The sequence below is a fragment of the Nonlabens sp. SY33080 genome (assembly GCF_011784885.1).
GTDB lineage: Bacteria > Bacteroidota > Bacteroidia > Flavobacteriales > Flavobacteriaceae > Nonlabens > Nonlabens tegetincola.
Map to the genome: position 1 here is coordinate 2392659 of NZ_CP050461.1, position 14137 is coordinate 2406795.

Annotated in this window: 13 protein-coding genes; 8 read left to right on the top strand and 5 right to left on the bottom strand. The window is 35.2% G+C overall.

Features of this window, described 5'->3' with window-relative positions:
* Positions 1–34 precede the first annotated feature (34 nt).
* Positions 35–421: a DUF423 domain-containing protein gene (locus HCN53_RS10760; RefSeq protein ID WP_042276193.1), complete on the bottom strand. Its 387-nt coding sequence runs from the start codon at positions 419–421 to the stop codon at positions 35–37.
* Positions 422–474: 53 nt separating this feature from the next.
* On the opposite strand from HCN53_RS10760, the gene HCN53_RS10765 reads away from it, so the two are divergent.
* Positions 475–1839, top strand: a complete 1365-nt coding sequence (locus HCN53_RS10765; protein ID WP_167342944.1) for a saccharopine dehydrogenase family protein — start codon at positions 475–477, stop codon at positions 1837–1839.
* On the opposite strand, the gene HCN53_RS10770 is transcribed toward HCN53_RS10765, so the two are convergent.
* Positions 1836–2813, bottom strand: coding sequence for an acyl transferase (locus tag HCN53_RS10770; RefSeq protein WP_167342945.1), 978 nt, complete (start codon positions 2811–2813; stop codon positions 1836–1838). The genes HCN53_RS10765 and HCN53_RS10770 overlap by 4 nt on opposite strands.
* Positions 2814–2879: 66 nt before the next feature.
* Positions 2880–4598, bottom strand: coding sequence for a T9SS type A sorting domain-containing protein (locus HCN53_RS10775; RefSeq protein ID WP_167342946.1), 1719 nt, complete (start codon positions 4596–4598; stop codon positions 2880–2882).
* Positions 4599–4830: 232 nt separating this feature from the next.
* Here HCN53_RS10775 and HCN53_RS10780 point away from each other — a divergent pair, with 232 nt between their 5' ends.
* Together HCN53_RS10780 and HCN53_RS10785 are read left to right on the top strand one after the other, a co-directional pair.
* Positions 4831–5517 (top strand): response regulator transcription factor, encoded by a 687-nt coding sequence (locus HCN53_RS10780; protein ID WP_042276185.1) that lies wholly within the window; start codon positions 4831–4833, stop codon positions 5515–5517.
* Positions 5507–6601, top strand: a complete 1095-nt coding sequence (locus HCN53_RS10785) for a sensor histidine kinase (RefSeq protein WP_167342947.1) — start codon at positions 5507–5509, stop codon at positions 6599–6601. Before HCN53_RS10780 ends, HCN53_RS10785 begins: the two co-directional genes overlap by 11 nt.
* Here HCN53_RS10785 and HCN53_RS10790 read toward each other — a convergent pair.
* Complete coding sequence (locus HCN53_RS10790) at positions 6505–7614, bottom strand: glycosyltransferase (RefSeq protein ID WP_167342948.1); 1110 nt, start codon at positions 7612–7614, stop codon at positions 6505–6507. The genes HCN53_RS10785 and HCN53_RS10790 overlap by 97 nt on opposite strands.
* 70 nt (positions 7615–7684) lie before the next feature.
* Here HCN53_RS10790 and trmB point away from each other — a divergent pair, with 70 nt between their 5' ends.
* From trmB to HCN53_RS10805, 3 genes are read left to right on the top strand one after another with little or no spacing between them, the layout of a single operon-like run.
* Positions 7685–8353 carry a tRNA (guanosine(46)-N7)-methyltransferase TrmB gene (gene trmB / locus HCN53_RS10795; RefSeq protein ID WP_042276178.1) on the top strand — a complete coding sequence of 223 codons (669 nt, stop codon included), beginning with the start codon at positions 7685–7687 and terminating at the stop codon, positions 8351–8353.
* Positions 8353–8985, top strand: coding sequence for a LysE family transporter (locus tag HCN53_RS10800; protein WP_167342949.1), 633 nt, complete (start codon positions 8353–8355; stop codon positions 8983–8985). The genes trmB and HCN53_RS10800 overlap by 1 nt, the downstream gene beginning before the upstream one ends.
* The gene (locus HCN53_RS10805; RefSeq protein WP_167342950.1) at positions 8972–9310 is read left to right on the top strand and encodes an MGMT family protein; all 339 of its coding nucleotides are present in this window, start codon (positions 8972–8974) and stop codon (positions 9308–9310) included. Before HCN53_RS10800 ends, HCN53_RS10805 begins: the two co-directional genes overlap by 14 nt.
* A gap of 28 nt (positions 9311–9338) precedes the next feature.
* Here HCN53_RS10805 and HCN53_RS10810 read toward each other — a convergent pair whose 3' ends face one another.
* The gene (locus HCN53_RS10810) at positions 9339–10112 is read right to left on the bottom strand and encodes a THC0290_0291 family protein (protein ID WP_105018197.1); all 774 of its coding nucleotides are present in this window, start codon (positions 10110–10112) and stop codon (positions 9339–9341) included.
* 242 nt (positions 10113–10354) lie between these two features.
* Between HCN53_RS10810 and gdhA the strand changes: the two genes are divergently transcribed.
* Together gdhA and HCN53_RS10820 are read left to right on the top strand one after the other, a co-directional pair.
* On the top strand, positions 10355–11698 hold the full coding sequence (gene gdhA, locus HCN53_RS10815) for an NADP-specific glutamate dehydrogenase (RefSeq protein WP_167342951.1): 1344 nt from the start codon (positions 10355–10357) through the stop codon (positions 11696–11698).
* Positions 11699–11851: 153 nt separating this feature from the next.
* On the top strand, positions 11852–14137 hold the full coding sequence (locus HCN53_RS10820; protein ID WP_167342952.1) for a T9SS type A sorting domain-containing protein: 2286 nt from the start codon (positions 11852–11854) through the stop codon (positions 14135–14137).

Below are 14137 nucleotides of genomic sequence, written 5' to 3' on the forward strand. Positions count from 1 at the left end.
AAGTAACGCACTATAACGTTGTAGTACAACCTTTTTAACGTTTTAATTTTAAAAAATTGTACACGTTTACAGCCCATCCTATGATTAAAAGCAGCCCACCAATTGGTGTAATTGGTCCTAGAAACTTTAAGGTAATTCCTAGTATTTCCTGTAAACTAAGTAAGTAAATACTCAATGAGAAGAAAATGGTTCCTACCGTGAATAAATAATAAACTGTTTTTTTGTGAGTAGCGGTTGCTTGATCGATTAAACTCATAATTAATAAAGCAAATCCGTGGTAGATTTGGTATCTAACTCCTGTTTCAAAACTTGCCAATTGTTCTGGTGTAAGTGCTTCTTTTAAAGCATGCGCACCTAATGCTCCTAGTATCACTCCGATAAGGATAAATACACTTCCTGTGACTAAAAAATTCTTTCTCACAAAATTTTCTTTTGATTATTATCTATGTACTTTGGTCTAAAATTACAACTCATATGCGTCATATCTTAGTAATCGGAGCAGGAAAATCAACAGGTGTCCTATTAGATTATTTAAAAGAAAAATCTGAAACTCATCAATTGTTTATCACTGTAGGTGATAAGGATATAGACCAGGCATTGAGATTGACTCACTGGCATAAAAACTGTGAGGCGATAGCGCTAGATGTTTTTAATGCCGCAGATAGAAAGACGCAAATTGAAAAGGCTGATATCGTTGTATCTATGTTGCCAGCTAGATTTCATATTGAAGTGGCAAAGGATTGTTTGAAGCTCGAGAAAAATATGGTTACCGCAAGTTATGTGAGTGAAGAAATGCAAGAACTTCACGATGATGTGGTGAAAAAGGGACTTGTGTTCATGAATGAGATTGGTGTTGACCCAGGAATTGATCATATGAGCGCCATGCAGGTTATCGATAAAATCAAAAAACAAGGTGGAAAAATGTTGCTTTTTGAATCGTTTACTGGTGGATTAGTTGCGCCAGAACATGATGATAATTTATGGAATTACAAGTTCACGTGGAACCCTAGAAATGTGGTCACTGCTGGTCAAGGTGGTGCCGCAAAATTTATACAAGAAGGAACTTACAAATACATACCCTATAATCGACTTTTTAGGAGAACCGAGTTTCTTGATGTAGAAGATTATGGCAGGTTTGAAGCTTATGCAAACCGCAATAGCTTGCATTATCGTGAAATTTATGGCTTAGACGACGTTCTTACTCTATATCGTGGTACAATGAGAAGAGTAGGGTTTAGTAGGGCTTGGAATATGTTTGTCCAACTGGGAATGACCGATGATACTTACGTCATGGAAGGTTCTGAAAACATGTTTTATCGAGATTTTGTAAATAGCTTTTTACCGTATTCACCAACTGATAGCGTTGAGCTCAAAATGCGCAATGAGCTTAAAATTGATCAAGATGATATTATGTGGGATAAACTATTAGAGCTAGATCTTTTTAGTTCTACTAAAATGATAAGTCTAAAAAATGCAACTCCTGCACAAATTCTTCAATATATTTTACAGGATTCTTGGACCTTGGAAGAAGGTGAAAAGGACATGATAGTTATGTATCACAAATTTGGATATGAACTTGATGGTGAGCGCAAACAAATAGATAGTACCATGGTTTGTCTGGGTGAAGGTGACTATAAAACAGCAATGGCCAAAACAGTGGGATTACCAGTTGCAATTGCTACGTTAAAAATACTTGATAAAGAAATTACAAATCCCGGTGTGCAAATTCCAATTTGCAGTTCTGTTTACGAACCAATTTTAAAAGAATTAGAGTCTTATGATATTCGCTTTCGCGAAAGCGAAACAAAATACCTAGGTTATAATCCTATTCATCGTTAGGTAGTAGCCATAAGGTTACAGCCTCTAATATCGCTGTGGTCAAATCTACCAAGAATTTCAAAGGTACCGTCCTGGTAAACCTTTCCTAGATCTTGGGTAGCAATAAAACTACAAGAATAATAATTAGCAAGGTCGATAATGTTTAAGCCACCTGTCTTGCCGTAATCTTGACTACTCAACGGATCATTGAGTTGTCTGGCAGATACACGCATCCAATTTGGAGTTTTAAATAGCCTACCATCAGATGAATATGCTTGTGACAGTAATTCTGTCATTCCATACTCACTGTGAATTTGAGCTTTTGAGAAAGAGTTCTTTAGTATGTCATGAAGTTCAGACTTAATAATCTCCTTTCTCATCCCTTTCATTCCTCCAGTTTCAATAATTATTGTATTAGGCAAATCCATCGGGCACATTTCAGCGAGTTGTAAAAGAGCAAACGTAACACCAATTAATATTACTTTTTTATCCTTTAATTCTTGAAGGATTATAATGAGGTCTTCCATGTTTCTTAAATAGAAGCCGCTTTTCTCATGTTTACTTTGTTGGATCCATCTGTTAACCATGTGTACTAGAGACGAGCCAGTGCGATCTAGATAATGCGGTAAGAGGCCAAGAACTACATAATCTTCAATATTGCCATATACTTCTTTGAAAGATAGATCTAAACTACTGTGATAATCTTCTATCGAATGTACTAGATGTCTTGAGACTGTGCTGCCTGTTGTACCAGAACTTGTAAATGTTTGTTGTATTTGTTTTCCTGTAATTACCACATCATGAGTTTTGAAAAATTCAATAGGTAAAAACGGTATTTCCTCTATCTGGTGAACTTGTTTATTTCCTAAGAGGTAATTACAGTACCTTTTATAAACGGGATTGTTGTTGTACTGATAATTGAATTGATGAATACATTGTTCATTAAATTCCTTATGGTCTTTTATAGTAAAAGGATTTTTTCTTGTAGTATTCATATTAAAGGCAAAAATAAAAAAGCACTGCGTATCGCAGTGCTTTTTATTCTATAATGTGATCGTAGTTTACTTAACGATTAGTTTACGAGTTTGAGAAACTTCATCTTGAGAAATTCTTACGATATAAAGACCAGCATCAAGACTAGAAATGTTTAATTCTCTTGTAACATTCTGTACATTAATTATCTGTTGTCCTAATGTGCTGTATACAGTTACGTTAACTGGTTGTCCGTTTGAAGTATTGATAAATAATTTATCAGTACTGTTAGGATTAGGATAAATGTTGAAATCTACTGAGTCTATCGTATCGTTAGAAAGGATAGTGATATCAGTAAGATCTCTAGCTTGAATGTGGTAACCATTACTTCTTTGGGTAATAAAACCAATAAGGCTTGTAGGTTGTGTAGGATATATTGATCCTATGTAATCTACATTGAAAAGAGCTCTATGAGAAAAGCTGTCCATTCCAACAGAAATAGGTTGCTCGTCACCGTTTGAAAATGCTAGAGTACCATCTGCATTGTCAAAAGTAACATTATCAATTTGTACAATTTCAGATTCGTAGTCTTCTGGGTTTGCGTTTAATTGCGCAAGAGTAACTATTTCTGGAGCAACTGTGTTTCCTGTGCTAGTTGGAGCGCCAGTGTCTACAGTTGGAGTGAATTGAAGTAGTCCATTGAATTCACTAAGAGTACCTGTAACTCCTGTGATTCCATCACCTCTTACTAGAGCTGTTGTAATGATACCAGAATTGTCATCAATTAAAACACCAGCAGTCGCGTCTTGTATCCATTTTTGGTTTCTAAAACCTTCAGTATGAGTAATTATTACTTCTCCGGCAACAGTAATAACATCAGAAGTAGGAAGGCTTATTGCTCTTAATGCAGCAAGGTCTTGAACTTGTTGAGCACCTGGAACTGTAAAGCTTACTGATTGAGAAACAGCAGGATTTAAAGGAGCACCTACATTATCTACTAGTTGAATTGTTACGGTATAAGTAGCAGGACTTAAACTTGTAAATGAAATATCTGTAGTGTCGAATTTATCAACAAAGCCGTTGTTGTCTAATTCATATTGAACATAACCATCGCCACCAGCTGATGCTACGTTAAAATTGGTTACCACAAATGAAACATCTACATTGCTAGTTACTGTACTTCCATTTGCAGGAGCAGTAATACTCAATGTTGGGTTAGTATTTGCAGTAGTGGTATAAGACCCTACATTGATGATAGATTCAAAAGTTGTTGTACCACACTGATTATCTAGAGTGTTAGGGGCAGTAGTATTCCAGTTTGCTTGATTAAAAGTAGCATCTGGACCAGTGCCATCAACTCTTTTTGCATAAGAGTCTAGATATTCCCAAGTTTCACCAGTACCATCAACCATAGTACCGTATGTGTCTACCACATTTGTACTTACAGTTTCAATAATACGAATAGCATCATCTCCGTTGTTGTTTGCAGCACTGGCGCTAGCATAATCAGTTGCAGGAATATTTGGAAATTCCAAATTTAAGGTAGCCTCGGTACCTGAGTACACGTAGACAAATGAATCTGTTCTAGTTCCAAAAACGCTTAGGTCAAAAGGAGAACCGAAAGCACCACCATTTGCAGATTTTTCTAAAGTATACTGTGTGAAATCAACTGTTCCATCAGCATAGATCTCAATTAATTTAGGAGTACCACCTGAACAGGTACCGTCCATTATTGATGTAATAATAGGTTGTTGAGCAAAAGAAAAAGAAGCAGCAAATAAGGCTACTAAAAAGTAAATTTGTTTCATAATTGATATAAATTTTGTGCAAAGATACCACGATTAATTAAGGTATCTGTTTGATAATCTAGGATTTAATATTAAGATAACATTTGAAAGAAATTCTTTCCAAACTTCCTCATTTCAAGTCTGCTATAATAATTGTAATTTTCCACGTGGTTTAAATTAACCTAAACCTAACACAACCTTAAAACGCTTTTAAACCATTCGATATAATTTCGAACTTTACTTACAATTCAACATGAAAGACTTAAAAGAGAAGATTTTAATAGTAGATGATGAACCAGATATCCTAGAAATTGTTGGTTATAATCTTAAGAATGAAGGATATCAGGTTTACACAGCAGAGAACGGCGATGAAGGTGTTAAAAAAGCCAAGAAAAAGAAGCCGGATCTTATCATACTAGACGTTATGATGCCTATTATGGATGGGATTGAAGCTTGTGAAAAAATGAGAAAAATCCCTGAATTGGATAATTCTATCATTACCTTTTTCACTGCTCGAGGCGAGGACTTCTCTATGATAGCTGGATTTGATGCAGGTGCCGATGATTATATTACAAAACCCGTTAAACCTAGATTACTTATAAGTAAGGTAAAGTCATTACTTAGAAGAAAAATAAAGGAAGTTGAGTCTGATGAAAATGTGGTAAAACTTGGTGATTTAGTAATCGATAAAGATCAATACAAAATCTTTTACAAGAAGGAAGAAATGATTCTACCTAGAAAGGAGTTTGAATTATTGTCTTTGCTGACAAGTAATCCGGGTAAAGTGTTTAAAAGAGAAGAAATTCTTGATGTCGTTTGGGGGAATGAGGTTGTAGTAGGAGGACGCACTATAGATGTTCATATTAGGAAATTAAGAGAAAAACTAGGAGAGAAGAGCTTTAAAACCGTAAAAGGAGTAGGCTATAAATATGTCAAATAACAATCCAATTTCTCAAAATAGAAAGAGTTATAGGTTTGCTTTTAGATCATCTTTATTTATAAGCAGTATTGCAGCTATTCTTATTCTCTTATACGAGATTCTCTTTCATCCAGAATTACCTCTTGTATTTTGTATTGTATTTCCATTTTTACTTTTTATAATTTCTTTTTTGGTTATTCAATACAGGGCACAGCAATACATTTACAAGAGTATTCAAAAAATATATGATGAGATAAGTATTTTAGAATCCACTTCTCTTATCGAGCAACCGGTGACTACCGATATGAGAACCTTGAAAAATCAAGTTGAAAAATTTGCTCGTAAGAAAAAAATAGAAATCGAAACTTTAAAGGTGCGTGAGAATTATCGTAAAGAGTTTCTAGGTAATATCTCTCATGAGCTTAAAACTCCGTTATTTACTATTCAAGGCTATATTGACACCCTTTTGGATGGCGCTCATAAAGACAAGGTTATTAGGAAAAAATACCTGCAACGAGCTCAAAAGGGAGTAGAGCGTCTTACTTATATTATTAATGACATGGATATGATCACTCGACTAGAGGTAGGTGATATGTCGTTGGATAAAAAAGAATTTGATATTGTTGCCTTGATAAAACAAGTCTTTGATCAGTTCGAAATGAAGGCAGGTAAAAAAAATATTACCCTTGCTCTAGATATGAATTACGATTCACCAATAATGGTAAGAGCAGATCAAGAACGTATTCAGCAAGTAATTGCTAATTTGATTGTAAACAGCATCAAGTATGGGAGAAACAATGGAACTACTGAGATTGCTATAGAAGATCTAGTAAATAACAAGGTGATTATTAGAGTGACTGATAATGGTGAAGGTATTGACAAGGAGTTTGTTCCTAGGTTATTTGAGCGCTTCTTTAGGGTTGACCGAACGGGTTCTCGTAAAGAAGGAGGCTCTGGTTTAGGACTTGCTATTGTTAAACATATTATCGACGCTCATCGAGAAAGCATCTACGTTGACAGTGAATTAGGAATCGGTTCTGAGTTTTCATTTACTCTAGAAAAAGCTTCGTCTAGGCTAGAAGATATTGAAGTAGTTGAAGAATAACTCTCAACTAGTCCTTTATATTCATCTACCATTTTAAGCATATTGATGTCAAACTCATCCTGATTGCAATAAGGAGCAAATCCAGCTTTTTGTAAATGTTCTGCGAGGTATTCTTGCTCAAATTGACCTGGTGTTGGGATGAAAAAAGCCTTCTTTTTTAATTTTTGTAAATCCATTACGGTGGTATAACCACTACGTGATAAAATTAATTTACTTCTGTCAAAGGCCTTCTGTAATCCCTGTGTATCTAGGTAGTTGCAATAAGTAATGTGTCCACTTTTAACAATAGTCTGTTCTTTTTCTACCTTACCAGAAATAAAAAGGACCTTACCATTAAACTTTTCACACTCTTTTTTTAAACGACGTTCTAGAATTGATTTCTGTGGTTCTGGTCCAGATAGTAAGACCATTAAATCATAGGTGTGACTTTGAACGTTGTTTGGGACAAAACGAGATAGTGGACCCAAATAGATTTTCTTTAAATCACTATCCTCATTATAGCTTAATTTTCCACTTAAATTAGGATAAGATTTAACATCAGGAATCCAGCATTGATCAAACTTCTTAATATAGTGTAAGTGCAGTTGTGTACTTAACCAAGTGGTTCCTCCAGATAAAACCTGCAATTGATGAGTGATAAATACGGTAGGAATTAGATTAGTATAAAGCCCTAATCTATTGTCTGAAATTATTCCGTCTAGTTTATACTTGATAATCAGGTGCTGCAATGCTTTATGTTCAGATCTTATAGCTTGCCATATTCTAGGAGAATCCTTGATCAACTTCAACTTTAGAGATCCTCGCTCGTTTTGATAGGATATCTCATAGGATGGCAACTCGATAAACGTTAAAGTTGGAAATTCCTTTTTCAGCAGGTTAAGTGCGTCGCCATCACTTGCTATAATTGGTCTGTCCCCATTATCAATAATCGCATTGATAATAGGTATACATCTAGTGGCATGACCTAATCCCCAATTAAGTGGAGCAACAAGTATGTTTTTGTAATTTCGCACGAATCAAAGATACCTAACAGTTGGAATCTGATATCTTTGTAGGCATTAAGTAACCTTTAAATTATTGTATTTGGGAAGTAAAAATAAGCTTAAGAGATTTAAAGAAAATGAGACCTTTGACAATGTAATTCAGCCTACTAGGGATGAAATGTTAAACAATTTTACTCTTAAAGGAAGGTGGAATGAACACTTCGGTAATGATAAACCCATAACTCTTGAATTAGGTTGTGGTAAAGGTGAATACACTCTTGCACTAGCAAGAAAATATCCAGATCGTAATTTTATTGGTATCGATATAAAAGGAGCTAGATTTTGGCGTGGTGCAAAGACTGCTCTGGAAGAAGGATTAGATAACGTAGCTTTTTTACGTACTCAAATTGAATTAGTAGATTCCGCTTTCGCGAAAGCGGAAATAGCAGAAATCTGGATTACATTTCCAGATCCTCAAATTAAATACAAACGAACTAAGCACCGCATGACAAATGATGCTTTTCTAGCCAAGTACAAGCATGTTTTACAGGAAGACGGTGTGATGCACTTGAAAACGGATTCAGAGTTTATGCATGGCTACACCATAGGATTGTTACATGGTCGTGGTGATGAAATTCTTTATGCTCATCATGATATTTACTCAAATACTGAGGCTCCTGAAGAGGTAGTATCTACACAAACCTTTTATGAAAAACAATACTTAGAAGTAGGAAAGCCTATTACTTATTTGAAATTTAAGATTAAGTAATGGATTCGTTTTGGCACTTTGTTTTTGGTTTTTCAGTTGGATTTATAGGTGTTATTCCACCAGGATTATTAAATCTGACTGCAGCAAAAATTAGTGTTAATCAAGGTCGTAGAGCTGCGGTTTTATTTTGTGTAGGAGCTTCACTAGTTGTTGTGGCCCAGGTCTATGTAGGTGTGTTTTTTTCAAAGCTTCTTACGGATAATCAACAAGTGCTAATTGCTCTAGAACGGTTTGCTATTATTGCATTCTTTGCTTTATCTATTTTCTTTTTTATTAAAGCTAGATTAGATACAGCTACTGAAGTAAAAGCCGTTGAAAAATCTGGCTATAAGTTATTAGGTCATGGTATTATTCTTTCTACGCTTAATGTATTTCCTATTCCTTTTTACATAGGGTTTAGTTCTTTTTTGGCTGATAGAGATTTATTCAAATTTGAATCACCTACTGCTCATTTTTTCATATTTGGAGCTTGTCTAGGGACTTTTTTAATGTTGTTGGCCTATGTGAAGTATGTCAAGAAGTTCGGGTTTGATAGTGCGAATTTTGCGAGAAATATCAATTATTTGTTAAGTGGATTGACATTCTTGATAGCACTGGTTTCACTTATCAAAATGAGAGATGACATCTTCTAAAGACGATTTTTTTAATAAGGTGTACGATGTGGTAAGGCAAATACCAGTAGGTAGGGTTACTAGTTATGGTGCTATTGCTAGATTTTTAGGAGCGCCTCGCAGTAGTAGAGTAGTTGGATATGCAATGAATAGCAGTCACACACAAGATGATGTGCCAGCGCAACGAGTGGTGAATCGTAACGGTTTTCTTACAGGTAAACATCATTTTCCTGGTACAAACCTTATGCAACAATTATTAGAAAATGAAGGGCTAGATATTATTGATGATCAAGTCCAAAACCTTGATGAGGTGTTTTGGGATCCTAATATTGAATTAGAGCGTTAATCGTTTTTAGATTACAGGTTTTCTAAAATTATAGATACAAAATATATCCTACATTAAACCACCATATCCAATCATTGGCACGGTTGTTCTCGTTTAAAGGACTTAGACCGTCAACGTAGTTATCATTAACATAATAATGCCATTTTGAAGAGATTAATAAGTCACTTAATGGTCCAAGTTTATATCTCATTCCTATATCACCTACTAGCGCAATAGCACTACCTTGCGATGTGTCTATACGATCTAAAAAAGTTGGATACGTTGTAATAGGATTGTTCAAAGGTCCTAGGGAACTTGTAGCTTCTGGTCTATAACTTACATAATGTGCGCCGAAACCTAAATATGGAGCCACCTTTGGGCTTCCAGATTGAAAATCTCTTATACTCCAAGGAAACCATTCTAAATGCGCTCCTATTTCAAACACTCTAGCTTTACCTTCCATTGAACGCAATTGTAAACCAGCTATTGATGGTCTGTCAGCTAGCTCACTTAAATGGTTAAGAGTGGTAACGTGATAACTAGCCTCACTTCTTATTTTAAAATGATCATTCCAGTATGTGTCGCGACTATAACAATTACAGTCTGCTCGATATGCAAAATTTATGTAATGTACCAGTCCTACACCTATACCTACATTACCTGAGTTAGTGTCAAAATCATATCGTTCTCCATAATCACTTTGAAAAGCAACAGGTCCAGTTATAAAACCTAGTTCGTGAGAGAATCCCAATTGAGCATTTATACTTTGCAATGATGTTACAAATAGAAGAAGGACTAGAATTTTCTTAATACTTGGTGTCATGTAGGAAGACTTTGTAAAGCGTCAAATATATAAAAATATATACCACTTTATGAGTTAATTAGGCTTTCACAGCGCAAATATCAATCAAACATAACCTATCCCATAGACGAACTACAATCCTTATTACTTTTTATTATGCTCGCATACCTAAAAATAACCTAAAAATGCATTCACGTAAATGGACTATCCTATATTTGCATCGTTAACGAAAACGTTTTCTTAAACGTATTTATATATCAATAATGGAAAAAAAAGTTCAAGAATTTGTTGACCTTATAGAGAGTAAAAATCCTAATGAGCCAGAATTCATTCAAGCTGTAACTGAAGTTGCAGAGGCTGTAATCCCATTCATCGAAAAAAATCCAAAGTACCAAGTAGATAATTTGCTTGAACGTATGGCAGAGCCAGAGCGTGTAACCATGTTTAGAGTGCCGTGGACCGATGACCAAGGTAATGTACATGTAAACCGTGGTTACCGTATTCAAATGAATAGTGCTATTGGACCATACAAAGGTGGATTAAGATTTCACCCATCGGTAAATCTTAGTATACTTAAGTTTCTTGCTTTTGAACAAGTATTTAAAAATAGCCTTACTACATTGCCTATGGGTGGTGGTAAAGGTGGTTCTGATTTTAACCCAAAAGGAAAATCAGACCGTGAGGTAATGCGTTTTTGTCAAAGTTTTATGGTAGAACTACAACGCGTTATAGGAGCAGATACTGACGTGCCTGCTGGAGATATTGGAGTAGGAGCAAGAGAAATCGGTTACCTATTTGGATACTATAAGAAATTACGTAACGAGTTTACTGGTGTTCTTACTGGTAAAGGTTTGTCTTATGGTGGATCGCTTATGCGCCCAGAAGCAACAGGATACGGTAACGTATATTTTACTCAAAACATGCTAGCCACTCAAAATGATAAAATCGAAGGAAAAACTGTAGTGATTTCTGGTTCTGGAAATGTAGCACAGTTTGCTGCCGAGAAGATTCTAGAGTTAGGTGGTAAGGTAGTAGCTATGTCAGATTCAGGTGGATATATTTACGACGAAGACGGTATAGATACAGAAAAGCTAGAATTCATTATGGACCTTAAAAATAACAAGAGAGGTCGTATAAAAGAATATACTGATAAGTACACAAATGCTACCTTCCATGAAGGAGATCGTCCATGGAGTGTTAAGTGTGATATCGCCTTACCATGTGCTACTCAAAACGAGTTAAACGGTGACGAGGCTAAAACACTCGTTGAGAATGGATGTAAAGCAGTAGGTGAAGGTGCAAACATGCCTTGTACTCCAGAAGCTATTGAAGTATTTCTTGATAATAAAATCCTTTTTTCACCAGGAAAAGCAAGTAACGCCGGTGGTGTTGCAACTTCAGGACTAGAAATGTCTCAAAATTCAATGAGATACAACTGGACTAAAGAAGAGGTAGACAACAAGCTTAAAGACATCATGAACAGTATTCACGAACAATGTGTTGAATACGGTAAAGATGAAAACGGTTTTGTAGACTATGTAAAAGGAGCAAACATCGCAGGTTTTGTTAAAGTTGCTGATGCAATGCTTGCACAAGGCGTGGTTTAATAATATCGCTTTTAGTGATTACGCTTTCGCGAAAGCGTAATTCAAATCATAAATTTTAAAACCCTTTACCAGCAATGGTTCAGGGTTTTTTTCTTATACCTATTTTTGTATAAATAAATACGCAAGGTTTAAAAATAGCGTTATCCTTTCTATATGAAATATTTCTTTTTTAGTTTACTGATTGTATTGTCTATTAGGCTTCAGGCTCAAAACTTCGAAAATTCATGGGAAGGTTTTTTCTCATTTAATGAAATTATAGATCTAGAACGTACTGATGAAGTCATCTATGCAGCTGCTTCCAATTCAATTTTTACGTACAATATAGCTTCAGGGGAAATTTCTACTATCACTACTATCAATGGTTTGAGTGGTGAGCGAATTAGTCAAATATTTTATAGTGAGGATAAGGATGTGCTAGTGATCGCATTTGAAAATGGATTGTTACAGATTGTAGAGTCTACTGGAGATATCACTACCGAGGTAGCTATAAGAGACAAAGCAATAATCTCTCAAGAAAATAAAAGAGTCAATGAATTTCTTGAACGAGGTGATTTGCTTTACATCGCGACAAACTTTGGTATTGCAATTTATAATCTTGAAGACCTAGAGTTTGATGACACATACTTTATAGGAGATAATGGAAGTCAAATACAGGTAAATTCTATAGCAGTATCAAATAACACGCTTTTTGCAGCTACACAGGATGGAGGATTTAGAATTGCCGATATCACAAATCCTTTTTTAATTGATTTTGCAAATTGGACCCAGACAAACAGTGATATTTGGGTTGAGGTTTTTCCGTTTGATAGTGAAATTTACGCCGTGACTGAAGGTAGATTCATATTTAGATATAACGGATCTTCATTAGTATCTACAGGAATTAGAGTACCTCAACCGGTTAAAGATGTCGATACTACAGATTCTACTATTTTATTTGTAGGGAATAATAGATCGTTTCTTTATGATACTAACTTGAATATAGTAAGTACTGTTGATCTGGTAGATGGAGAATCTTTTAATTACAATGCAGGTGTGATTGATGCTTCTCAATTTTATTTAGGAACGCAAAATAACGGTATGTTGATTTTTGACCAATCAAATATTATAACTGCACAACAAGTTCTTGCTGATGGACCATCAAGAAATTCTGCTTTCTCGATAAGTGCTGTTCCTAATGAATTATGGGTAGCCTATGGTGACTATGATATTTTTTATAATCCGTTTCCACTAGAATCATTTGGTGTCTCTCACCTAGTGAATGAGTCTTGGATTAATCATGAATTTGACGATGTTTTAAACGCTCGTTCAATCGCAAGTATTACAATAAACCCGTCAAATACAAATCAAGTCTATTTGAATTCAATGATTGACGGCCTTATTGAATTTACAGATGATGTTGCGGTACAACAATTTACTGAGAGTAATACATCAATGACTCAAATTGGAGGAAACCCAAATAACGGTACAAGAATTCCTAGCAGTGTATTTGATAGTTCTGGTGATTTATGGGTTCTTAATTCTATTACCAATACTACTATTAATAGAAAATCTCCTACAGATAATTGGACTGCCGTTGATTTTTCGGTGCCTTATCCTGGAGAATTAGAATTAACCAGCGCAACAAAAATAGATGTGTCTAGCACAGGTAATTTGTTTTTTGGTACCACAGGAGCCGGATTATATGCTTATAATCCAACTGATGGAACCTTTGGGAATTTAAACGAGAATATTCAAGAAGGTAACTTGGTAAATAATTATGTAAGTGCTGTACGACTGGATCAAAATAATGCACTTTGGATAGGCTCAAATCTAGGTTTAAGAGTATTGTTTAATGCTAATAGTATTTTTGAAGATCAAGTGACTGATGCTAGACCAATAGTTATAGAGGATTCAAACAATATTCCTAGAGAGTTGTTAGATGGTGTGACCATTTTGGACATAGAAATTGATGGAAACAATAGAAAGTGGATAGCTACCGCAGGATCAGGTGCTTTCCTGTTTTCTCCTAGTGGTAGGGAAACAATTTTTCAATTTACAAAGGAAAACTCTCCATTACCTAGTGATGTGATTAATGATATTGCAATAGATGGTGCTACAGGTAAAGTATATTTTGCAACGAACAACGGTATTGTAGCTTTTCAAGGTGATCGTTCTAGTGAACCTAGAGAAAATTTAGAAAATGTTTTCGTTTTCCCTAATCCGGTTAGACCAGGATTCAATGATAATGTCACTATTGATGGATTGACAGATCGTGCACGCGTAAAAATTACCGATGTAGAAGGTAATCTAGTATACGAGGAAGTTTCACAAGGTGGAAGCATTACCTGGGATCAACGCAATTTTGGTGGAGTAAAAGTTGCTAGTGGCGTTTATTTACTTCTCATTTCAACCGATGATAACATAGAAACTACGGTTACTAAATTGATGATTATTAGATAA

Bases quoted from the DNA above. Each gene is read 5' to 3' on its own strand.
- HCN53_RS10765 (WP_167342944.1), top strand. From the start codon at position 475: ATGCGTCATATCTTAGTAATCGGAGCAGGAAAATCAACAGGTGTCCTA.
- HCN53_RS10770 (WP_167342945.1), bottom strand. From the start codon at position 2,813: ATGAATACTACAAGAAAAAATCCTTTTACTATAAAAGACCATAAGGAA.
- HCN53_RS10775 (WP_167342946.1), bottom strand. From the start codon at position 4,598: ATGAAACAAATTTACTTTTTAGTAGCCTTATTTGCTGCTTCTTTTTCT.
- HCN53_RS10780 (WP_042276185.1), top strand. From the start codon at position 4,831: ATGAAAGACTTAAAAGAGAAGATTTTAATAGTAGATGATGAACCAGAT.
- HCN53_RS10785 (WP_167342947.1), top strand. From the start codon at position 5,507: ATGTCAAATAACAATCCAATTTCTCAAAATAGAAAGAGTTATAGGTTT.
- HCN53_RS10800 (WP_167342949.1), top strand. From the start codon at position 8,353: ATGGATTCGTTTTGGCACTTTGTTTTTGGTTTTTCAGTTGGATTTATA.
- HCN53_RS10805 (WP_167342950.1), top strand. From the start codon at position 8,972: ATGACATCTTCTAAAGACGATTTTTTTAATAAGGTGTACGATGTGGTA.
- HCN53_RS10810 (WP_105018197.1), bottom strand. From the start codon at position 10,112: ATGACACCAAGTATTAAGAAAATTCTAGTCCTTCTTCTATTTGTAACA.
- gdhA (WP_167342951.1), top strand. From the start codon at position 10,355: ATGGAAAAAAAAGTTCAAGAATTTGTTGACCTTATAGAGAGTAAAAAT.
- HCN53_RS10820 (WP_167342952.1), top strand. From the start codon at position 11,852: ATGAAATATTTCTTTTTTAGTTTACTGATTGTATTGTCTATTAGGCTT.